This window comes from Gehongia tenuis (assembly GCF_014384795.1).
GTDB lineage: Bacteria > Bacillota > Clostridia > Christensenellales > NSJ-53 > Gehongia > Gehongia tenuis.
This window is the reverse complement of record NZ_JACRSR010000001.1, coordinates 1,187,149-1,209,824: the sequence shown is the minus strand read 5'-3', so window position 1 is coordinate 1,209,824 and position 22,676 is coordinate 1,187,149. Positions and strand designations below refer to the sequence as shown.

The 22,676-nt window shown below is 54.9% G+C and carries 20 protein-coding genes; 17 read left to right on the top strand and 3 right to left on the bottom strand.

What is annotated here, in order from left to right:
• The first annotated feature begins 1 nt into the window (after position 1).
• From typA to H8696_RS05975, 4 genes are read left to right on the top strand one after another with little or no spacing between them, the layout of a single operon-like run.
• Positions 2-1,825, top strand: a complete 1,824-nt coding sequence (gene typA, locus H8696_RS05990; RefSeq protein WP_249315940.1) for a translational GTPase TypA — start codon at positions 2-4, stop codon at positions 1,823-1,825.
• A 56-nt stretch (positions 1,826-1,881) separates the two neighbouring features.
• Positions 1,882-3,045, top strand: coding sequence for an AI-2E family transporter (locus H8696_RS05985; RefSeq protein WP_249315939.1), 1,164 nt, complete (start codon positions 1,882-1,884; stop codon positions 3,043-3,045).
• Positions 3,042-3,824 (top strand): sugar phosphate isomerase/epimerase family protein, encoded by a 783-nt coding sequence (locus H8696_RS05980; RefSeq protein WP_249315938.1) that lies wholly within the window; start codon positions 3,042-3,044, stop codon positions 3,822-3,824. Before H8696_RS05985 ends, H8696_RS05980 begins: the two co-directional genes overlap by 4 nt.
• Before the next feature lies 1 nt (position 3,825).
• Positions 3,826-4,818 carry a GNAT family N-acetyltransferase gene (locus H8696_RS05975; protein ID WP_249315937.1) on the top strand — a complete coding sequence of 331 codons (993 nt, stop codon included), beginning with the start codon at positions 3,826-3,828 and terminating at the stop codon, positions 4,816-4,818.
• Positions 4,819-4,973: 155 nt separating this feature from the next.
• Here the strand turns inward: H8696_RS05975 and H8696_RS05970 are convergent, their stop codons facing one another.
• The 3 genes from H8696_RS05970 to H8696_RS05960 all read right to left on the bottom strand — a co-directional run bounded on the left by H8696_RS05970 (position 4,974) and on the right by H8696_RS05960 (position 8,795).
• Entirely contained in the window at positions 4,974-6,356 is a 1,383-nt protein-coding gene (locus tag H8696_RS05970) for a polysaccharide deacetylase family protein (RefSeq protein ID WP_249315936.1), read from the bottom strand.
• Between the two features lie 153 nt (positions 6,357-6,509).
• A complete protein-coding gene (locus H8696_RS05965; protein ID WP_249315935.1) occupies positions 6,510-8,513 on the bottom strand; it encodes a thioredoxin domain-containing protein in 2,004 nt (667 codons plus the stop codon).
• An 18-nt stretch (positions 8,514-8,531) separates the two neighbouring features.
• Entirely contained in the window at positions 8,532-8,795 is a 264-nt protein-coding gene (locus tag H8696_RS05960) for a thioredoxin family protein (protein WP_249315934.1), read from the bottom strand.
• Between the two features lie 186 nt (positions 8,796-8,981).
• On the opposite strand from H8696_RS05960, the gene H8696_RS05955 reads away from it, so the two are divergent.
• The 13 genes from H8696_RS05955 to H8696_RS05890 all read left to right on the top strand — a co-directional run bounded on the left by H8696_RS05955 (position 8,982) and on the right by H8696_RS05890 (position 22,668).
• Positions 8,982-10,178: a pyridoxal phosphate-dependent aminotransferase gene (locus H8696_RS05955; protein WP_249315933.1), complete on the top strand. Its 1,197-nt coding sequence runs from the start codon at positions 8,982-8,984 to the stop codon at positions 10,176-10,178.
• A 14-nt stretch (positions 10,179-10,192) separates the two neighbouring features.
• On the top strand, positions 10,193-11,602 hold the full coding sequence (locus H8696_RS05950; protein WP_283244862.1) for a 2-isopropylmalate synthase: 1,410 nt from the start codon (positions 10,193-10,195) through the stop codon (positions 11,600-11,602).
• 127 nt (positions 11,603-11,729) lie between these two features.
• Positions 11,730-12,143, top strand: a complete 414-nt coding sequence (locus tag H8696_RS05945) for an ATP-binding protein (protein WP_249315932.1) — start codon at positions 11,730-11,732, stop codon at positions 12,141-12,143.
• A gap of 3 nt (positions 12,144-12,146) precedes the next feature.
• Positions 12,147-13,637, top strand: coding sequence for a threonine synthase (thrC, locus tag H8696_RS05940; protein ID WP_249315931.1), 1,491 nt, complete (start codon positions 12,147-12,149; stop codon positions 13,635-13,637).
• Positions 13,638-13,707: 70 nt separating this feature from the next.
• Complete coding sequence (trpS, locus tag H8696_RS05935) at positions 13,708-14,712, top strand: tryptophan--tRNA ligase (RefSeq protein WP_249315930.1); 1,005 nt, start codon at positions 13,708-13,710, stop codon at positions 14,710-14,712.
• A gap of 230 nt (positions 14,713-14,942) precedes the next feature.
• Positions 14,943-15,437 (top strand): DnaJ domain-containing protein, encoded by a 495-nt coding sequence (locus H8696_RS11295; RefSeq protein WP_283244861.1) that lies wholly within the window; start codon positions 14,943-14,945, stop codon positions 15,435-15,437.
• Between the two features lie 34 nt (positions 15,438-15,471).
• Entirely contained in the window at positions 15,472-15,993 is a 522-nt protein-coding gene (locus H8696_RS05920; protein WP_249315929.1) for a DUF2284 domain-containing protein, read from the top strand.
• 6 nt (positions 15,994-15,999) lie between these two features.
• Entirely contained in the window at positions 16,000-16,953 is a 954-nt protein-coding gene (locus H8696_RS05915; RefSeq protein WP_249315928.1) for a NotI family restriction endonuclease, read from the top strand.
• A gap of 96 nt (positions 16,954-17,049) precedes the next feature.
• A complete protein-coding gene (locus H8696_RS05910; protein ID WP_249315927.1) occupies positions 17,050-17,367 on the top strand; it encodes an ArsR/SmtB family transcription factor in 318 nt (105 codons plus the stop codon).
• A 19-nt stretch (positions 17,368-17,386) separates the two neighbouring features.
• Positions 17,387-19,480 (top strand): heavy metal translocating P-type ATPase, encoded by a 2,094-nt coding sequence (locus tag H8696_RS05905; RefSeq protein WP_249315926.1) that lies wholly within the window; start codon positions 17,387-17,389, stop codon positions 19,478-19,480.
• A gap of 47 nt (positions 19,481-19,527) precedes the next feature.
• A complete protein-coding gene (locus H8696_RS05900) occupies positions 19,528-19,995 on the top strand; it encodes an FHA domain-containing protein (protein ID WP_249315925.1) in 468 nt (155 codons plus the stop codon).
• Positions 19,988-21,253 (top strand): FtsW/RodA/SpoVE family cell cycle protein, encoded by a 1,266-nt coding sequence (locus H8696_RS05895; RefSeq protein WP_249315924.1) that lies wholly within the window; start codon positions 19,988-19,990, stop codon positions 21,251-21,253. The genes H8696_RS05900 and H8696_RS05895 overlap by 8 nt, the downstream gene beginning before the upstream one ends.
• Positions 21,250-22,668, top strand: coding sequence for a peptidoglycan D,D-transpeptidase FtsI family protein (locus tag H8696_RS05890; protein ID WP_249315923.1), 1,419 nt, complete (start codon positions 21,250-21,252; stop codon positions 22,666-22,668). The genes H8696_RS05895 and H8696_RS05890 overlap by 4 nt, the downstream gene beginning before the upstream one ends.
• Positions 22,669-22,676: the final 8 nt, after the last annotated feature.

Genomic DNA, 22,676 nt, shown 5'->3' with positions numbered 1-22,676 from the left:
TATGAAAAGAGAAGATATTCGAAACATTGCCATCATTGCGCACGTCGATCATGGCAAGACAACGCTGGTGGATCAGATGCTCCGGCAAAGCGGTACTTTTCGGGAGAATCAGGTCGTGGCCGAGCGGGTTATGGATTCCCAGGATCTGGAGCGGGAGCGGGGCATCACCATTTTGGCGAAGAACACGGCGGTGCATTACAAGGGCGTAAAGCTCAATATCATCGACACCCCTGGGCATGCTGATTTCGGCGGCGAGGTGGAGCGCATCCTCAAGATGGTGGACGGCGTGATTCTGCTGGTGGACGCCTATGAAGGCCCCATGCCGCAGACCCGGTTTGTACTGCAAAAAGCTCTCGATCTCGACCATCGGGTGGTGGTGCTCATCAACAAGATGGACCGTCCGGATGCGAGGCCGAATGAAGTGGTGGATGAGGTGCTGGAACTGTTCATGGAGCTTGAGGCCAGCGATGAACAGCTGGACAGCCCCTTCGTGTATGCGTCCGCCCGTTCGGGGTCGGCGAGCCTGTCCCCGGATGAGAAAGGGACCGATCTCAAGCCTTTGTTTGATACCATTTTGGATCACATCCCCAGTCCGGAAGGCGACGAGAAGGCGCCGCTGCAGCTTTTGGTGTCCACCTTGGACTACAACGACTATGTGGGCCGCATTGCTGTGGGCAAGGTGGAGCGGGGCACCATCGCCACTGGGCAGGAATTGGTTCTCTGCAATCATGAAACGGGCAAGGTTTCGCCCGCCTTTCGGGTGAGCAGCCTGTTTGAATTCGATGGCTTGGACCGGGTGCCGGTGAAGGAAGCGCCCATGGGCGATATTGTGGCGCTTTCCGGTGTGGAGGGGATCATGATCGGGGATACGGTGTGCCCGCCGGATGTGCCGGAACCGCTGCCCTTTGTGAAGATTTCGGTACCCACCGTAGTGATGACCTTCTGCGTCAACGACAGTCCCTTCGCGGGCCGGGAGGGCAAATATGTGACCTCCCGCCATCTGCGGGACCGGCTGATGCGGGAAACGCTGAGCGATGTGAGCCTTCGAGTGACGGAAATCAATCCCGACACCTTCGAGGTTGCGGGCCGGGGCGAGCTCCATCTGTCCATTTTGATCGAGACCATGCGCCGCCAGGGCTATGAGTTCCAGGTTTCAAAACCCATGGTGGTTACGCGGGAGGAGAACGGTAAGCTTCTCGAACCCATTGAAAGGCTGGTCGTCGATGTGCCCGACGCCTGTTCCGGTACGGTCATCGAAGCACTGGGCCGGCGCAAGGGCGAGATGATCAACATGCATCAAAGCCAGGGCAGCCGGGTGCGGATGGAATTTCTCATTCCCTCCCGCGGGCTTTTTGGATACCGTCCCCAGTTCATGACCGATACCCGGGGCGAAGGCATCATGAACACCATCTTCCATGACTACGAGCCCTTCAAGGGTGAGCTGGAGAAGCGGTCCCAGGGTTCCCTGATAGCCTTTGAGACGGGGGACGCGGTGAGCTATGGCCTGTTCAACGCCCAGGGCCGGGGTCAGCTCTACATCGGGCCGGGCACCAAGGTGTACGCCGGCATGGTGGTGGGCAGCAATTCCCGCCAGGGCGACATGGAAGTCAACGTGTGCAAGAAGAAGCATGTGACCAACATGCGGGCTTCCGGTTCGGATGAGGCGCTTCGGCTGGTGCCGCCAAAGATTTTAAGCCTGGAGGAGGCGCTGGAGGTCATCGCCGGGGATGAACTTCTGGAGGTCACCCCGGAGAACTTCAGGATCCGCAAGCGGATCTTGGACAGCACTCTCCGCATGCGGTCCAACCGCAGGGAACAGTCCTAAAACGTAAAGGACAGGCATAAAACTAAATAGCAACGACTTTTGATGAGGAGAACCGGATGAAGCGGAAAATTGATTGGCGCTATTTCAAAGTGTGTATCTACGCTTTTTGCACCATCGCAGCGTTGGTGCTGTTTGTCCGTGTGCTTTCCAGCTTTGACAACATCGTGCAGAGCGTTCATGGGGCTGTCTCCGGTTTTCTGGCCATCATTTCTCCCTTTATTATTGGATTTGTGGTGGCCTATTTGTTCAATCCGGTGATGAAAGCTTTGGAAAGTCGGATTTTTCCCAAAGCGCTGGACCACAAAAGCCGCAGGCGCGCACGCACCATCGCCCTTGCTATCATCTATGTGGTGCTGATTGGGACGGTGGCTGTGACGCTGATCTTTACGGTGCCGGTGGTGATTAAGAACGTTTCCGATCTTGTGGCGGTGATTCCTCAGTACATTGATGAGGCCAAGAACTTTTTGGAAACCGAGGTCGTGCAAAGCGATTTCGTCAAAAATGCGGGTCTGGACCAATCCATGGAGCAGGAACTGGGCAATCAGATCGGTGTGGTGGGCGTATGGATCCAATCGTTCTTTTCCAATTTGGTGGGCGGGGCCATCAACGTGGCCCAGTTTATCTTTAAATTGGTGATCGGTTTCACCATTTCAGCTTACATGTTGGTGAGCAAGGAACGGATTGCGAAAGGCCTGAAGCGGCTGGTCATTGCCGTGCTGGGCAGGAGACGCGGGGAAAGCCTCATTGATTTCTTCCGGGATTCGGACGTGATCTTCGGCAACTTCATCCGGGGACGGCTTCTCGATTCACTCATCATCGGCATTTTGGCCATCGCCGCGTTTTGGATTTTGGGGCTGCCCTATGGTTTTCTTATGGGTGTGATCGTGGGCATCACCAATATCGTACCCTATTTTGGACCCTTTATCGGCGCTGTTCCTCCCATTATCGTGGCCCTTTTCGAGAGCCCGGGCAAGGCGATTGCCGTGGGTATCGTGATTTTGGTGATTCAGCAGCTGGATGGTGCTGTCATCGGCCCCAAGACCATGTCCAACAAAATGGGCATCAGCGCCTTCTGGGTGATGATCGGCGTGGTGGTGGGCGGCGGCCTGTTCGGTTTTGTGGGTATGTTCATCGGCGTGCCGCTGGCGGCCATCTTCAAGCTGCTCATGAATCGTTTCATTGATAACAGGCTGGCAGGACCGGAGGACATGGATAAATGAAAATCGAAGCGGGAATGCCAACTTTGATTGAGCAGCCGGAACTGGAGGCCTGCTGCCGGCTTTGCCGGGAGCTGGGCCTTTGTTTTGTTGAGCTCAACATGAATATGCCCGAGTATCAGCTGGATCGGCTGGATGGGGACGAGCTTAGGGCTATGGCTAAAAAATATGGCGTTTATTTCACGCTGCACCTGGATGAAAACCTGAACGTATGCGATTTTAATCCGTGGGTGGCGGAAGCCTATCAAAGAACAGCGCTTGAAGCCTTGAAGCTTGCGGAGCAGTGCGCCATGCCCATCGTCAATATGCATCTAAACCCGGGGGTCTATTTTACGCTGCCGGATGGACGGGTGTATCTTTTTGAACAGTATAGAGAGCGGTATCTCATGGAGCTGCAGAATTTTCGGGACAGGGTGGGACTTCAAAGAGACGTTCTTCTTGCAGTGGAGAACACCGACGGCTTTGCGGCCCATGAGCGGGAGGGTATGGACAGGCTTTTACAAAGCCCAACCTTCGGACTGACATGGGATATCGGCCATGACGCCGCTGCTGGCGGTGCGGACCGTCCTTTTATTCTGGACCGGAGGGACCGGCTTCGGCACATGCACATCCATGATGCCAAGGGCGGGAAAAACCATTTGGCGCTGGGGGAGGGCGAACTCCATTTAGAGGAGCATCTTAAATGGGCGGAGCAGCTTCAATGCCGATGTGTGCTGGAGACCAAAACGGTGGAGGGCCTAAGAAGCTCGGTGGACTATCTGCGAAAGAGGCAGTGGATCTAAAATGGAGAAGTTTCGACTTGCACATCTAAGGGAATATGAACGGGTTGTACAGATTTTTGAAGAGGCCATGGAGGCGCTGCACAACCAGGGGATTCAGCAGTGGAACGGCGGCTATCCGAACCGGCAGCTTTTGCGCGAGGATATTGAAAAAGGCGAAATGTGGGCGCTGGAGGAGAATGGAGAACTGCTCGCTGTGGTTGTGCTCAATGACAGTTCCGATGTGGATTATGATACCTCCTGCTTTACGGCGGTGGAGCGCCCCCTGTTGGTGCATCGACTTTGCGTGGCTCCGGACAGGCAGGGCCAGGGCGTAGGCAGGCGAATGATGATGCACTGTGAGGCCTGGGCCAGGATGGAGGGCTATGAGGCGCTGCGCCTTGAAGCATACAGCACCAATGGTCCGGCTCTTCGACTGTACGATAAGCTGGGATATCAAGATCGGTTTTTGCTTCGGGAGCCTTTCGGCGACTTTGTGCTCTATGAGAAGGTTTTAGGGGGCAGATACCTCCGAAGGGCGCGGATGGAGGAGCTGGACGGGATCCAGAGGATGTATCAAAGGGGCATCCAGGGCATGATCGGGCGAGGGATCGATCAATGGGATGATTCCTATCCAAACCGTGCCATCCTGGAGGAGGATATCCGTCATGGGCAGCTTTTTGTGTTTGTGGAGGACGGTATATTGGCGGCGGCTGCACTGAATGAAGCGCAGGACTCGGAATACCAGAAGCTTTCCTGGGCGTGCGCGGGACCCAGTCTGGTGATCCACCGCCTCTTGGTGGATCCCGATTGCCAGGGACAGGGCGTTGGCCGGGCGTTTATGACCGCCATTGAGGAGTATGCCCGGCATCAGGGCTATGCCAGCATTCGGATGGACACCTACATGAAAAATCATCTCGCTCTGGGTTTATACGACAGCATGGGTTACGGACGCCGGGGGATTCTGAAATTTCCCTTCCATCACGGTGAATTTCAGGCTTTCGAGAAGGTGCTGTGACAATGCTCCCTTAAAACGGCGGTCCCCTTTGGTTCAAAGCGTGGACCCCGTGACCGCTGTCAACAAAGGCATTCTTCCGTCCAAAATCAAGAACTCTCACTTTGAACGTTTTTCAAAAATAAAAACGCGGCCGTTGGGCCGCGTTTTCCGTTTCATCAGTTATCCAGATTGGGCCGCTTGGGATCCCGGACCGCATCCACATCAAAGTAGATGCTGTAAATGTTCTGGTAATGCCACAGCGAGGTGCCGTCCATGGCACCGCGGTCCATGAACAAGGTCCCATCGGATTCGGGCAGGTTGTAAGCTTTACCGCCCACACCGCAGAACAGCCGGAAGCCCGCATCCTTTAAAACCTGGTATTTGGGATCGCCCGGCTTGATGCGATCGCCATAGGGCCATACAAAGACCAGCTCATTCTCGCCAAGCAGAGGCTCCACCTCGTCCTCCCAGCTTTGCGTATCCTCCCGAATGAGATCGATGTCACGCTTGTTCATCCAGCGGTGACCATAGCTGTGACTGGCAAAGTTCCAGTTCATCTCCTTGAGCCGGGCCACGATCTTGAGAACCTCAGCTTTTTCCGCTTCCCGGTCGAGAGGCGTGTCCGACTGGGTGCGATAACCCAGGATTCCCTCAAAGCCGGTCAGGCAGAAGGTTCCCTTCACGCCCTTGAAGCTGAAGTCCGGATGATCCCATACAAACTGGTTCAAAATGGGCACAAACTCGTTGTCCAGACGGGTTTCTTCGGTGCCGTCGGCGAGCTTGGTGTAGGTAGCCACCTTTCCGTCCTCGGTCAGGACCAGCTTGTCCACCATGCCCCGGCCCATCTTCTTGCTGTCGTACACCACGTCATCAAAGGAGAGAATAAGCGGTGTTTTGCCCTTGGGGAGCTCCAGCGTGGCAAATTCATAGTTTTCCCCGTCCCCGGAGGGATTGGAGATGATATCATGAATATCGATGAGGATATAGTTCTTCTCATAAAGAGAATTGAGAATCCGCTCGAATTCCAGAGGCGTGATGCAGTCGATCCAAAGATCCTTCGCCGCACCGCCAAGCTCCAAGGACAGATCCGGATAGGCGATCAGGCAGTGGGTGAACAGATGATGGATCAAACCGTTATAGGGCTCCAGCTCCTGTTCCTGGGCAGCCGCCTTTTGGTAGCGGGGAAGAATATCCGCAATATCGGTATCACCGGGCAGACGTTCCGCCGCCTTTTCCAGAAGAGCGGCGGCCTCCGAAACCTTGCCCTGATCCACCAAGTTGTAGGCGGAGGAAAGGGCCGCGGTTTTTAAGGTTGCATCATCCATGCCGTCCCATTGACTTTCGTCAATGATGGGCGCCGCTTGACCGGGCTCAAAAGTGGGCAGGGGCCTTGGCGTACGGTCGGCCTCCGGTTCCAGAGTCATCATGGGATTGCCGGAAGTCTGCTGAGGGCCAGGGCTGCGTACCAGAAAATAGATTGCCGTGCCCAAAAGGAGGGCAACGATCAAAATAAAAATGGTAAGACGGCGGCGCCTTACCCGGCGTCTGAAGTAAGACATGAAAGTACCTCCTCTATCTATATATATCTCATATTCACAGCTTATCACAGAAGACCAAATTTTCAAACGAAAAGTTGCAGGGAAAAGCAAGAAAAATATAAAAAAACCCCGATATTTCAGGGTTTTTAGAGTTTTGTAAAGGTTGTGTAATGTTTAGAGCGCGCCGTGAAGCAGCCGCCTCAGATCGGAAGATGTGTATACTGGCTGGGAGCAGACCTGATTTTTACACACGTAGGCCGCCGCTTTTTCCGAAACGGAGGGATAAATATCAAGATAGGGTACCACGCCCCGCAGATGATGGCTGTTCTTGATGATCACCCGGCCGGGATCATAACCCTCCAAAGCGACTTGATGCAAAGCTTCCATGCCTTCACCGGGAATGAGCACCACCTGCGCTTCCTCATGGGTCTTGGTCAAAAGGGTGTCAAGCCACCAGGCATGGTTCAAAGGATCGGCATTTATTTCCCGGGCAAAGACGTTGAAAAGGCGTTCGCAGCGATCCTCCCACCGGGTATCACCGGTCAGCCGGTAAAGCCGGTGGAAAACCCAGGCGGCCATTGCATTTCCGGAGGGCAGAGCGCCGTCCCGGGAATCCTTGGTCCGGGCAAAGAGCTGGGAACCGCTCGCGGCTTGATAGAGCCCGCCATGTTCCTTGTCCTCAAACAGCTCCATCATGTTTTCAGCAAGATGCAGGGCCCATTTGAGATGGGCTGAATGCAGATCCGCCTGATAGAGTTGGAGTAAACCATAGATTAGGAAGGCATAATCGCTTTGAACCGCCAGCGTTTTGCCCGCTCCCTGACGCCAGGAGTTGTACAGCCGGCCATCCGGCCGCACCATGCGAAGCTGGAGAAACTGCACGCATTCCCGAGCCATATCGAGATATTTCTCCTCGCCCAGAGTCCGGTAGGCTTCGGCAAGCGCCGCGATCATGAGGCCGTTCCAACCCACCAGGATCTTGTCGTCCTTGGCGGGAGGCACCCGAAGAAAACGGTCCTGCAGCAGCTTGGGAAGAGTTTTTTCCAAAAAGGCTTCGTCCTTAGGCGTGAGCTTCCGTCCGATCAGGTTGGGGATGTTTCTGCCTTGAAAGTTGCCCTCTTCGGTAATGTCCATCAGGCGGCAGAAGGTCGTGCCGTCAACATCTCCCAAAACCACCTTGACCTGGGCGGGCGTCCAAAGATAGTAAAGTCCTTCCTCGCCTTCACTGTCCGCATCAAGGGCGGTGTAGAAGCCGCCTTCCGGATCCCGCATCTCCCGCACCACCCAGGTAAGAATGTGCCCGGCGATGCGGCCGTAGGCCGTCTCTTTGGCGGCGGCGGACAGCTGGGCATACAGATAGGCTAGCTGAGCGTTGTCATAGAGCATTTTTTCGAAGTGGGGAACCAGCCATCTTTCGTCGGTGGAATAGCGGCTGAAGCCGTAACCGATTTGATCCTGAATGCCGCCGGCGGCCATGCAGCCAAGCGTGTTTTTGACCATCCATACGGCGTCGGCATCGCGGGTCAAAGTTCCAGCGTGGAGAGCCAGCTGCCAAAGATGGGCCTGGGGGAACTTAAGCTCCCCGACCAAACCGCCGTAGCGGGCATCAAAGATGGATTTGAGCTGTTCCACAGCCTTGGACGGTGCGGCGGGGTCCACCTTGCCGCCGGTTCTCGGAGGTGCTTCAAAAATTTTTTTGACCCGCTTGCCCGTTTGAAGCAGTTCATCCCGATAATTCTGCCAAAGCTCAGTGATGCGCTGCGCCACGGTGATAAGGCCCATCACGCCGTACCGGTCTTCCTTGGGAAAATAGGTGCCGGTGAAGAAGGGCAGACCGTCGGGAGTCATGAACACGTGCAGGGGCCAGCCGGAGGCTTGACCCATGGCCATGGCCGTTTCCATATAGAGATCGTCGATGTCGGGATGCTCCTCCCGGTCCACCTTGACGCACACAAAGTTATCGTTCAGAACCTTGGCCGCGTCCTCGTCCTCGAAGGTTTCATGAGCCATTACGTGGCACCAGTGGCAGGATGAATAGCCGATGGATAAAAATACCGGCTTGTCCGACTCCTTTGCCAGCTGGAAGGCCTCCTCGCCCCAGGGATACCAGTCCACCGGATTGTAGGCGTGCTGCAATAGATAGGGTGAGGTCTCGTGAATCAGTTTGTTGGGCTGCATATTCTCCATCTCCTTCGATTACCCGTGAAGAGCCCGCTCAAAAACGTCCTGAATGGCCGCCTTGGAAGGCACGCCTTCGAAGACCCGTTCGCCCTCGATGAAGAAACAGGGCACCAGATTGTAGTCGTACTTTTCTGTCTCCGCACGCTGGGCCACCTCATCCAAAATGGTCATGGGGATTTCCCGGTATTCGGGATGCTCCCCAAATAACTCCTGCATAATGGCCGATGCCTGGCGGCAGAAGGGACAGTAGCTGCCTCGAATATGCAAGATTGGTTTCATAAAAATGCCTCCTTGAATCACTTCTTCAATTTTGTTTATTATACCATGAATCCCAAAAAGGATACAAACCGCCTGTTTTCAGCGATTTTGCAGGATGATTGATTTAAACTTGCAAAATCGCTTGATTTGTTTGGGGCGATCTCCTATAATGGGAACATAACTTATTTTGGCAAGGAGGAAATGTGGGTGGAGATTTCAAAGAAGTGCAGCAGGGTGGCGCCGTCGGCCACGCTGCAAATTGATGCAAAAGCAAAGAAGATGAAGGCGGAAGGTTTGGATGTTGTTGGTTTTGGCGCGGGGGAGCCGGACTTTGATACGCCCAGCTTTATCATAGATGCGGCAAAGGAAGCCCTGGATCAGGGCATGACCCGTTACACCCCGGCGTCCGGCACGGTGAAGCTCAAAAAAGCCATCGTGGAAAAATTCCGGAAGGACAACGGCCTCACCTATGATCCGGCGCAGGTGATCGTATCCAACGGCGCCAAGCATTCCATCTACAACACCCTCCAGGCCATTTTGAACATAGGGGATGAAGTGATCATTCCTTCCCCCTTCTGGGTGAGCTATCCTGAGATGGTACGCATGGCGGATGGTGTGCCGGTATCGGTGATTACCCATGAGGAGGACAATTTCGTGCCCCGGCCCTCGGCCATCGAGGCGGCGGTGACGGAGAAGACCAAGGCGATCATTATCAACAGCCCCAACAATCCCTGCGGCTGTGTATATGATAAAAATACCCTGGAGGCTATCGCCTACCTTGCCAAGAAACACGATTTTTATATCATCTCCGATGAGATTTACGAGGCACTGCTCTATAATGGGCAAAAGCACATCAGCATCGCTTCTTTGAGCGAGGATGCATACGAGCGCACGATCGTCATCAATGGCGTTTCCAAGTCCTACGCCATGACCGGCTGGCGCATCGGCTATGCCGCTGGGCCCAAGGACGTGATCACCGCAATGTCCAACTATCAAAGCCACGCCACCTCCAATCCCAACTCCATTGCCCAGTATGCGGCGGCGGCTGCCATCGAGGGCCCGAAGGACGCCACCAAGGCCATGGTGCAGGCATTCCATGAACGGCGGGATTACATGATCGCCACCATCGCATCCATTCCGGGCCTGTCGGCAAAGATGCCCGGCGGAGCCTTTTATGTGATGCTCAATATCAAAGGTATCCTGGGCAAGTGCTGGCAGAACAGAAGAATTGACGGTTCCATGGCATTCACGGAAGCGCTGCTGGAAGCGGAAAACGTTGCGGTGGTTCCCGGTGACGCTTTTGAAGCGGAGGGCTATGTCCGTCTGTCCTACGCAACCTCCATGCAGAACATTGAAAAGGGTCTTGCAAGAATCGCACATTTCGTGTCCGCACTCCAAAATTAGAAAGGGGAGAAGTTATGGCTATCGTAGAATTCAGCGATCACACCAATCTATTGGAACAGTCAGCCTATAAGTATCAACTGCAGGACGTGGAGAAACCCAATCTCTACCGTCATCTATTTGAATATGACAGCATTCCCAAGGTGCCCTTCAATCACCGCTTGGTACCCATGGGCATGCCAAAGGAAATCTGGGTGACAGACACCACCTTCCGGGATGGACAGCAGTCCTGCTCGCCTTTCACGGTGAAACAGATCGTGGACCTGTTCAAGCTGATGCATCGTTTGAGCGGCCCCAAGGGCATCGTTCGGCAAAGCGAGTTCTTTATCTATACCGACAAGGACCGCCAGGCCCTGGAACAGTGCCAGAACCTTGGGTATGCGTTTCCTGAAGTGACCAGCTGGATTCGGGCCAATAAAAAAGATTTTGAATTGGTGAAGTCCGCGGGCGTCAAGGAGACGGGCATTTTGGTCAGCTGCTCCGATTATCATATCTTCAAAAAGATGAATCTGACCCGGGCTGAGGCCATGGATAAGTATCTTGGCATCGTGAAAAGCGCTCTGGAGTACGGTATCCGGCCCCGCTGCCACTTTGAGGATATCACCCGGGCCGACTTCTACGGCTTCGTGGTGCCCTTTGCTATTGAGCTCATGAAGCTGATGGAGGAATCGGGCATTCCCATCAAGATTCGGGCCTGCGATACGCTGGGCTACGGCGTGGGCTATCCCGGTGTTGCGCTGCCCCGCAGCGTTCCCGGCATCATCTACGGTCTCAACCATCATGCGGGTGTGCCCAATGAGCTTTTGGAATGGCACGGCCACAATGATTTTTACAAGGTGGTTTCCAATGCCGGAACCGCTTGGCTGTACGGCTGCTCCAGCATCAACTGTGCCCTGCTTGGCATTGGTGAGCGCACGGGCAACTGCCCGCTGGAGGCCATGGTCATCGAATATGCCCAGCTTCGCGGCACCATGGACGGCATGGACTTTACGGCCATCACCGATATCGCCAACTATTTCGAGGATGAAATCGGCATCCCGGTGCCGCCGCGCACGCCCTTTGTGGGCCGTAATTTCAACGCCACCCGGGCGGGTATCCATGCCGACGGCATGCTGAAGGATGAGGAGATCTACAACATCTTCAACACTGAAAAGATTTTGAACCGTCCCGCTACGGTGATGGTGGACTCCCATTCCGGCGCTGCGGGAATTGCCCACTGGATCAACGGTTTTTATAAATTGACGGGCAAGAAGGCGGTGGATAAGCGTTCGGAGCTTGTTGCCAAGATGAAGGAGAAGGTGGACGCGCTTTACGCCAATGGCCGCAATACGGTGATGGGCGATTACGAGCTGGACAATATCCTTCGTGAATGTGACGAGCGGGCCTATGAGTACTTTCAGATTGCCCGATTGGATGACGAGGACTAACGAACTGTGGCGGAAACCGTACAAAAACACGGTTTCCGCTTTTTGTTTTCTGGATTTTTGTTTTAGGTCTGGCTTTCGACGGCAGAATAAGCTATAATAGAATAAAACTGACGAGGAGGGGTGCTGAATGATCACTATTATCTGTGGCAAAAAAGGCAGCGGAAAAACCAAGAGGATCATTGATACCGCCAACAATGCCGTGGCTTCTCGCAAAGGCGATATCGTTTTTGTGGACGATGACAAACGCTATATGTATGATTTAAACCATCAGATTCGCTTTATTGATATGAGCGAATTTTGTGTATCTGGAGGAGAAGGTTTCGCGGGGTTCATCAGTGGTATGGTGGCCAACAACTACGACATCGACTTGGTGCTTTTGGATGGGTTCCTCAAGATCGTGAAACAGCCCATGGCGGAGCTGAAAGGCTTCTTTGAAAAGCTGGATGACCTGTCCAAGCGTTTCAATATTAACTTTGTGATTTCCGTCAGTGCGGATATTTCTGAGATTCCTGATTTCATGAAGGTTTATATCGAGGGGTAATCTATGAAATTGACGAGTACAAGAGACGCCGCGGCCCGGGTAACTCCGGCCGCGGCCATTTTACGGGGCATTTCCCCGGACGGAGGGCTGTTTGTGCCCACCGAATTCCCTGCGGTCTCTTTAAAAGAAATGAGGGAGATGGCGGGGGAGGACTATAGGGCGCGGGCGATGCGCATTCTGTCCGCCTTTTTGACGGACTATGATGAAAAAACGCTGAAGGGCTACATTGAAAAAGCCTATGGTGCACAGTTTGACGGCGATTCACCGGCGCCGGTGAGCAAGCTGGAAAACGGGAAATACGTGCTGGAGCTCTGGCATGGCCCCACCATGGCCTTCAAGGATATGGCCCTGCAGCTTCTGCCCCATCTTTTGACCGGTGCTTCCAAGATGCTGGGTTCGCACCAACGGTCGCTTATCCTGGCGGCCACTTCCGGGGACACGGGCAAGGCGGCAATGGCCGGGTTTGCCGATGTTCCGGATACGGCCATTCTGGTTTTTTACCCCCATGGCGGAGTGAGCGAGGCTCAGCGTCTGCAGATGGTTACCCAGCGGGGCGGCAATGTGTCCGCCATGGCGGTGGAGGGCAACTTTGACGATACCCAGACCGGCGTGAAAAACATCTTTGGCGATAAAGATATGACCGATTGGCTGCATGAGCGGGGCTGGCGGTTCACCTCTGCCAATTCCATCAACTTCGGCCGGCTGGTGCCCCAGGTGGTCTATTACTTCAGCGCCTATGCCGATCTCGTGCAAAAGGACGAGATCCGCTGCGGGGACCCGGTGAACTTTGTGGTCCCAACCGGAAATTTCGGCAATATCCTGGCCGGATACTATGCCAAACGGATGGGCCTTCCCATGAACCGTCTGGTATGCGCCTCCAACAGCAACAACGTGCTCAGCGAATTCTTTGCCGACGGACACTACAACAGCCACCGTGAATTCCACAAGACCCTTTCGCCTTCCATGGATATCCTTATCTCCAGCAACCTGGAGCGCCTCCTCTTCGAGGTGTGCGGCAGGGATGGGGAGACGGTGAAGGCGTGGATGGATCAGCTGAAGCAAAAGGGGAGCTACGCTGTGCCGGGCACCGTCCAAAACCATATCCGGGAGAATTTTTGGGCGGCTTGGGCCGATGACGGCATGACCTCCGAAGCCATTGGCGATGCTTTCAAGCAGTACCACTATCTGATGGACCCCCATACGGCGGTGGGCTACCGGGTATACCAGGACTATCGGGACATCACCGGGGACGATACGGCCACGGTGCTGGTTTCCACGGCCAGCCCCTTCAAGTTCTGCAAGGATGTGGCCCATGCTCTTGGGGAACGGGGGGAGCGATCGGATCTGGAGTGGGCTAAGTGGCTCACGGAGAAGAGCGGACTTGTGCCGCCGGAATCCTTCTCGGAGCTGTATGAGCTTCCGGTCCGCCACAAGGGCGTTTGCGAAAAAGAGGCGATGGAGGAAGCGGTCCAGAATTTTGTGGCTTCACTGTAAAGAAAACGCGGCGGAAATGGGCGGTTTGCCCTGCTAAAATGAACCATCATACCAGGGGAGGCTTAGATCAATGGAGATACAGAAGAAAAGAATTTTCAGCGGCATTCAGCCCTCCGGTGCGCTGCATCTTGGCAATTATGTGGGGGCGCTGCGCAACTGGGTGCTGCTTCAGGATGAATATGACTGCTACTATGCGGTGGTGGATCTGCATTCTTTGACGGTCCGCCAGGAGCCGAAGGAGCTTAGAAAGCGCTGCGTAGAGCTGATGGCCATTTTTCTGGCCAGCGGCATTGATCCCGACAAGTGCACCGTGTTCTTCCAGTCCCATGTGAGCGCCCATGCGGAGCTGGCGTGGATTCTCAACTGCTACACCTATATGGGCGAACTGTCCCGCATGACTCAGTTCAAGGATAAGTCCAAAAAACATGCGGATAACATCAACGCCGGGCTTTTTACCTATCCCGTGCTGATGGCTTCGGACATTTTGCTCTATCAGCCCGATCTGGTTCCGGTGGGTCAGGACCAGAAACAGCATGTGGAACTGTGCAGGGATGTGGCTGTCCGTTTTAACAACATCTATGGCGATGTGTTCACCATCCCCGAGCCCTTTATTCCCCGGACCAGCCGGAGCATCAAGAGCCTGCAGGATCCTCTGCACAAGATGTCCAAGAGTGACGATGAGAATTCCTGTATCGGCATTTTGGATGAGCCGGACGTGATCGTGCGCAAGATCAAGCGGGCGGTGACTGATTCGGAGGGCGTGATCGCCTATCGGGAGGATAAACCGGGCGTTTCCAACCTTATCAATATCCACTGTGCCCTCTCCGGCAGGGAGCCGGAGGATCTGGTGGCGGAGTTTGAGGGGAAGGGCTACGGCGATCTCAAGAAGGCAGTGGCCGAAGTGGTGGTGGAGAGCCTCAAACCCATGCAGGATCGGTATCATCAGCTGATCCGGGATAAGGCGTACATGGATGAATTGGTGCAGCGCTCCACGGAAAACGCACGAAAGGTTGCGTCCAAAACCCTGTATAAGGTCTACCGCAAGGTGGGCCTTGCGCCCCATCATATTGATTGACATGAAGAAAGAGGCCCGATGGGCCTCTTTCTTTGTATGCGTCCGTGGGATCCGTGGCGTTGTGTTGGAAGGCTTTTGCTGGAGTATGTTTGAGGTTCTTGGGTATATCTTCAGGTCAAAGACCGTCTTTATCCGGTGTACAATACATACTATGTTGCGGGCGGCCGGAAGGTGAATTTTGATTAAACAAACTTTTCGTGGTACAATGAGCAAAATGGAGGGGTTGGACCATGAATCCCTATGATGTTTTGGGCTTGGAAAACGGCGCTTCTTTGGAGGATATCAAGGCAGCTTACCGTCGCCTCGCCAAGCGCTATCATCCTGATTTGGTGCCGAAGGCGGAAAAGACCATCGCGGAGGAACGGCTGAAGTCCGTGAATCTGGCCTACGAGGCGTTGGTCCAGGAGCGAGGCAGAACGAAGGCGGACAGTGGTTTTGAAGAAGTTCAGCGTCTGCTGGACCGGAGCGAGGACGGGGCGGCGCTTGCCATGCTGAACGCCATGACCGGCCGATCGGGGAAATGGCACTATTACCGTGGCCTGATTGAGGCAAGGCAGGGTCGTTTTGATGAGGCCAGAAACTACCTGGAACTTGCCGCTAAGATGGATCCCGATCCCATGATTTTGGCGGAGAGAAACCGGATCTGCACCCTGCAGGAAGCGCTCAAACGAAAAAAACGGGGCCTGTGGAGTTGGATTCGCGGACTGTTTCAACGATCCCGATAAACCTTTGGACAATGAAGGAGGAGTATAAGCCATTATGCGGCGCACGGAGTATCTGGATATCTTGATTCATGAGGGACTAAAGCTTGGAGCCAAGGATGTGGTGGGTTTTGAGATTGACGATATCGTCTTTGATCAAAGAACGCTGCTGAAGTGCATGTTTGGCTGCGAGGATTGGGGGAAGGGGCACACCTGTCCGTCCCGTCCCGGATCGCCTTCTTTGGACCGCTATCAGCGCATCTTCAAGGAATACGAGTGGGGCGTCATCATCCATGCGGAGGACAAAAAGACCTCTCAGCTGGTGTCCCTGGCCTTGGAACGGCGCGCCTTCGCGGACGACTATTACTTTGCGTTTTCGCTCAGCGACTGTGCCCTGTGCAGCCGGTGTGCAGGCAAATCGGGCGAGCCGTGCAACCATGTGCGGGATGCGAGACCGGCCTTCCAGAGCGTGGGTATCGATGTGTTCGCAACGGTCCGCCGGTTCAATCTGCCCATCCACACGCTGACCGATCCGGAAGGTGAGATTCAGAACTGGTATTCCGCCGTCTTCATTGAGTGACTGGAAATGCCAAAAATCTTTGAGCTTTTAGGTTATCCCCTGGGGGATAGAAGTCCGGTGGCGGACAATGCCAGAAGAAAGGCCTATTGCCCCTTTCGAGGGCAGTCATGCGATGGCGGCGGCAACCGATATATGACGCAGATAGATTTGGCGCAGACAAAAGAGCTGCGCCATTTTTTTCATTCAGAACTGAAGCGGGTTCCGGCGGGGGTGTGCTCCATTCAGCTTCATGGGGATGAGGCGCCCTGGATCGTATGCCCGCACCGTCTTTTTGCTTTTCGGAAAGGCATGGATGGCCCCCAAGGCCGGCTTCTTCAACTGGCCTTTGAACCGGGTGCCCGGGTGGGCGTCTTTCCTCAGGTCAGGGTAAGCCAAAGGCGAAGGGGGAGAATATTTGCCTGCACCTTTGACTATGTACTCATGGAGCTTCGATCCGGAATGCCGGCCGGGAATCCGGTTATCGTGGAGGTGATGAGCTGCAGCACCTCCGGAGGGAACGGGGCGCGGCGCAGCCAGATCGCTCAAGCCTTTCAGGATGCCCTTTTGGGGAGAGAACACCGTGCACCGGGGATCAACTATCGTCAGGTGGAAGCCCGCATGGTAAGCCAGCTCTTTGTCAAATCCCAGGTCGGAAAGGCATGGGGCGGCAAAACCTTTTGGATTATTCAGGATCTTTTGGGCGAATATATTTCCAAGACAACGGCGCTGAAACTGGAAAGCTTTAAAACCGAGGAGCCCCTGGATATCAATTTTCTGTCCCTGGCGTACGACAAACCCTTTTCGGCGAAAGGCCCCGTACAGCTTCGTGCAGCAGAATTCTACGGCGGATTCCTGCGGCCTGCCGGCAAGCCGGATTTCAGCGATATCCTGCTAACCGACGAGCTGCCGCCCAAAGAGGCGCTTTTGAAAGTGCTGAAGGCGAGAAAACCGGTGGTTCAGCTGCGGGTACCCATCGATTAAAAAATCTTAGCGGTTACCCGCTTTTTTTATTGACAAACGGAGCAAACTAACATATCATACATTTGAACAATTGTTCAAGTATTGGAGGTTTAAAACATGGTGGGTCATGAACATTGCGAGAGCCAACTGCCGCCGGAGGAGCAAATTTATCGGATTGAGAACTTTTTTAAAGTTCTGGGGGATGCAACGAGACTGAAGATTTTGCTGCTTTTGCTGCAGGGCGAGATGTGTGTACAGCATCTTGCTGAGCGGCTGAACATGAGTGTATCGGCGGTTTCCCACCAACTCAATGTCCTGCGTCAGGGACGCTGGATCACCTTCCGCCGTCAGGGACGGTTCGTGTTCTACAGCTTCGCCGATGATCATATCGAGGAGATCATCAGTCAGGCCGTAAAGCATCTGGAAGAGGAATGACAGGAAAGGGGCAAAAGCGATGAGACTGGAATACACGGTGGAGCATCTGGGATGCGCAAACTGTGCGGCCAAAATGGAAAAAAGGCTTTCAGAAATGCCGGAAGTCGATGAGGCCAGGTTGGATTTTGCCACACAGATTCTTAGAGTCAATTTGAAGGATGGGGCGGACCAGAACGCTTTCCATCAGGAGGCGGGGAAGCTGTGCCAGGCGGTGGAACCGGAAGTGATTTTGCAGCCTAGGAAGGAAGAAAATGTGAAGAAAAAATCCTTCCAGGTGAACACGCCCAAACTGGTACGCATGGGTGTGGGCATCGCCGTATTCATTGCGGCGCTGATGTTGCCGGAAAATCTCAGCACCTGGTCTCTCGTCCTTTATATAGCGGCCTATCTGATCTTGGGACTTCCCGTTTTTGCGCACATCGTGAAGCGGGGTTTCAGGGATTTTTCCCTGGACGAGAACGTGCTGATGACGGTGGCTACTCTCGGCGCCTTCATCATCGGCGAATATGCCGAGGCCGTGGGCGTCATGCTGTTCTACCAGGTGGGCGAATTCTTTGAGGACTGGGCGGTCAGCCGCTCCCGGGGCTCCATCAAGGCGCTGATGGATATTCGGCCGGATACCGCCGCGGTGGTGCACGACAATCACACCCATAACACTCCGGCCAAGGAGGTGGAGGTGGGCGCGATCATCCTGGTTAAGCCCGGCGAGCGGGTACCTCTGGACGGCGTGGTGGTGGAGGGCGAAAGCTACACCGATACCTCCGCCCTGACGGGCGAATCGGTGCCCCGATCTGTGAGAGTGGGTGACGAGGTGCTCTCCGGTGTGATTGTGCAGGATTCCTCTTTGAAGATTCGGGTGACCAAACCCTTTGAAAAATCGGCGGCAGCCCGTGTTTTGCAAATGGTGGAGGAAGCGTCCTCCCGCAAATCAAAAGCTGAAAACTTTGTGACCCGGTTTGCACGCATCTATACGCCGGTGGTGCTGGCGGGCGCCGTGCTGGTGGCCGTTCTACCCCCTCTCATTGCGGGTCAGGATTTCACCACCTGGCTGTATCGGGCTCTCATGTTCCTCGTCGTATCCTGCCCCTGCGCGCTGGTGCTGTCCGTACCGCTCAGCTACTTTGCAGGTATCGGCGGCGCTTCCCGCCAGGGTATCCTGATCAAGGGCTCCAACTATCTTGAGGCAATGAACGATGTGGATACGGTAGTTTTTGACAAAACGGGCACTTTGACCAAAGGACAGTTTGCCATCACCGCCGTGCATCCTCTTGAAGGGTTGGATGATGTATCCTTCGTCCAAATGGTGGCTGCACTGGAGGCGAGCAGCAACCATCCTATTGCGAAAGCCATTCTGGCACCCTGCCGGGAGATGGATCTTTCGGGATGGTGCACCGAGGCTCACGAGGTGCCCGGCCGGGGTATGGCGGGCGTGGTGCGCGGCGCCAAGGTGCTGGCTGGAAACGAGGAACTTTTGCGGGAGAAGGGCGTCCTACCGCTGGAGATGAAGGACGAGGCCGCCACCTTCGTTCATGTGGCAGTTAATGGGCACTATGCAGGATACATCGCCTTGGGTGACGAATTAAAAGAGGATGCGGCGGATGCCATCGCGAAACTGAAAGAGGGTGGCATCCAGAAAACGGCCATGCTCACCGGCGACCGAAAGGCTATCGCCATGGAAATGGGACGCAGGTTAGGTTTGGATGAGGTTTACTACGAACTGCTGCCGGACGGCAAGGTGGCCTGCCTTGAGGAGATGGAACGGGAAGGCAATACGGCCTATGTGGGCGATGGCATCAACGATGCGCCGGTGCTTGCGCGGGCGGGTGTGGGGATTGCCATGGGGGCCCTGGGCAGTGATGCGGCCATTGAGGTCGCCGATGTGGTGCTGATGACCGACGAGCCCGGGAAACTGCCGGTAGCCTTCGCCATCGCGAAGAAGACCCGCTCCGTGGTGATCCAGAACATTGCTTTGGCCCTGGTAGTCAAGGCAGCCGTGCTGGTGCTGGCCACGGCGGGCGCTGCAACCATGTGGGCGGCGGTCTTTGCGGACGTGGGTGTGGCGTTGCTCGCGGTTCTTTCATCCATGAGGGCCATGGTAGCTCCCAAAATTTAAAGCCGGGCGGCGCCCGGCGCGCCGCATAACCTCAAAGGAGGACGGCTATGAGCGAACAGATCTATCATGTTTTGGTGATCGGGGCCAGGTACTGGTTTTGCCTGGCCTTGATCTATATTGTTTTTGGCGTAGTTAACGGTGTTCGTAAGGAATATCGTTACAACCGTTTCGTACGCCAGGAAGCTCAGGCAAGATTTGCCGGTATCATGGAGGTGGTGGAGGGCCCGGAAGAAATCATGGGCCGGCGCTACGGCCTGAAACTGGAAAGCATCATTGGCCGGGGACGAAGCTGCGACGTCAATGTGGAGGACGCTTCCATCTCCCGCAGCCATTGCCGCATCTATTTCAAGCAGGGCAAATGGTATGTGGAGGATGCAGGCAGCCGCAACGGCACCTTCCTTAATGGCAAGAAGGTGAGCCGTCCCAAGCGGATCTACCACCGGGATATTTTGAAACTGGGGGATGTTGAGTTTGACATGACCCTCTATGAACAGGAGGGAAAGAAGGATGCGTAGAATATCGCTGCCCGGCACGGGCATGCTTCTCACGGTCATCGTGCTGTTTGAGGCGTCGGCCTTTGGACTCATTGCCTTTCGCGGCGAGACCCTTGATATCCAGGCGCTCATTATCGGCGGCGGCATCATCTTCATGTTTTTGCTGTCCTATAATTTGATGAACCATATTTTTGCCGGTGTGGACCGCTACGCCCTTATCATCGTCAACATTCTGGCTTGTCTTGGCTTTATCATGCAGTACCGCCTCAATCCCGGCACGGCCATGCGCCAGATGGTGTGGTACGCTATCGGTACGGTTTGTATGTTTATTGCCGCCGCCGTGGTGCAGCGGGTTAAGGTGGAGACCTGGCATAAACTTCGCTATTGGCTGATGATCGGCGGTATCGGACTTTTGTCGCTGTCCTACCTTTTCGGTAAGGATATCAATGGTGCCAAGAACTGGTTTAACATTGGCGGCATCGCCATCCAGCCTTCGGAATTTGTAAAAATCATGCTGGTGTTTGTGATTGCGGCGGTCATCGACCGCAGCCGCAAGATTGTTACCCATCTGCCCATGTTTGCCTTTGTGGCTTTTGCTATGGGCCTTCTGGTACTGCAGACGGACCTGGGTGCCGCCATGCTTTATGCGTTTACGTTCCTCATTCTCTATTATGTGGGAACGTCCAACCTGGTGATTACTGGGCTTGGCCTTGCGGCGGGCGCGGGAGGCGCGGTTCTCAGCTACAAGCTGTTTAGCCATGTGAAGCGCAGGGTGGCCGTATGGCAGGACCCCTGGCAGGATGCCACGGGTTCGGGCTACCAGATTGTGCATGGCCTTACGGCCATCGCCAGCGGAGGTATCCTGGGCATGGGCCTTTATCAGGGTACGCCGGGCAGCATTCCCTTCGCCAGCACCGACTACATCTTTGCCGCCATCTGTGAGGAGATGGGCATTCTGGCCGGTGTGTGCATTGTGGCTTTCTTCATTCTGCTCACCTTCCGCGGCGCCATTACGGCGCTCAATGCCCGCCAGCCCTTTTATTCCATCCTGGCTTTTGGATGTACCACCATCCTGATGCTGCAAAGCTTCATCATCATAGGCGGCGTAACCAAGATGATTCCGCTCACGGGCATCACACTGCCTTTTGTGAGTTACGGCGGCAGTTCCATGCTCACCTGTATGATCATGATCGGGATTTTGCAGGGCATCAACATCCGAAATGCCGATCTCGACCGAGCGGATCTCGAGTCGATGGGCATGGGAGGTGAATTCAAATGAACAATATGACCAAGGTAAAACGAAATATCAAGCGGCTTGCCTTCCTGTTTATCGCTGCTTTTGTATTCATGGTGGGATATTTTTCTTATTCCGTATATTCCTACGGTGCCAGATGGCTCAACAATCCTTACAATCCCCGGCTGGCCAGTGTGAAGAAAAACATCATCGCCGGCGATATCAAGGACCGCAATGGCATGGTGCTTGCCACCACCGATTCGGATAAGGACCGGGTGTACAATGACAGCGCCACGATCCGCAAGGCCAACGCCCATGTGGTGGGGGACAACTATGGACAGGTGCAAACCGGCGCGGAGAATTTTCACGCTCAGTACCTATTGGGCATGAACGAGGACTTCTTTGACAAGGTCTATCAGAACTTTGTCTCCAACACCAATAGAGGCAACGATGTGTATTTGACGGTGGACGCCAACATTGCCGCCGCGGCCTACGAGGCCATGGGCGAATACAACGGCGCCGTGGTGCTGATGAATTACCAGACCGGTGAGGTTTTGGCCATGGTCTCCAAGCCGACCTTTGATCCTTACAACGTTGCGTCCCTCCTGGAAAGTCAGGACATGCCCGACGGCCTGTTCCTGAATCGGGCTATCCAGTCCCAGTACCCGCCGGGTTCGGTCTTTAAGATCGTGACCACGGCGTCGGCGCTGGAGAATTTGCCAAACATCCTGAATGACGGCACCTACAACTGCCAGGGCCAGATCACTCTCGGCGGCAACGCCATTGTGGACTACAACAAGACGGTGCACGGCAATCAGACGCTGAAGCAGGCCTTTGCCAACTCCTGCAACTCCTACTATGCTGATCTTTCCACCAAACTTTCGGCCAGCCAGCTGGATAAGACCGCCAAAACCTTTGGTTTCAACGAGGAATTCTGGTTCAAGGATATGTCCGTGGTGCGCAGCCGTGCGGAATTTCCCAATGGCGACACCAACCTCATGGCATGGTCCGCCATCGGCCAAAACAAGGATACGGTGACGCCGCTGCACATGTGCCTCATTGCCGGAGCCGTGGCCAACGACGGCGTGATGATGGAACCCAAGCTTCTAAAGCAGGTGATCAACAACCAGGGCGCGGCCGCGGTGAGCGTTCAGCCTACCCAGTTCAGAAGGGTTCTGTCCAGTGCCAATGCAACCATTTTGAAGGATATGATGGCGGAGACGGTGAACAATGGTACCGGTACGGGAGCGGCTCTTCGCATGTTTCAGGCCTGCGGCAAGACGGGTACGGCGGAAATCGGCGGAGATCGGCAGGCGCACTCCTGGTTTGTGGGTTTTGTGGACGATCCCAATCATCCGCTGGCCATTGCGGTCATTCTGGAGGAGGCGGGCACCGGCGGCGCCTATGCGGCCCCGGTGGCCAAGACGGTCTTTACGGCGGCCATTCGGGCCGATTATTAGAGGGAGAA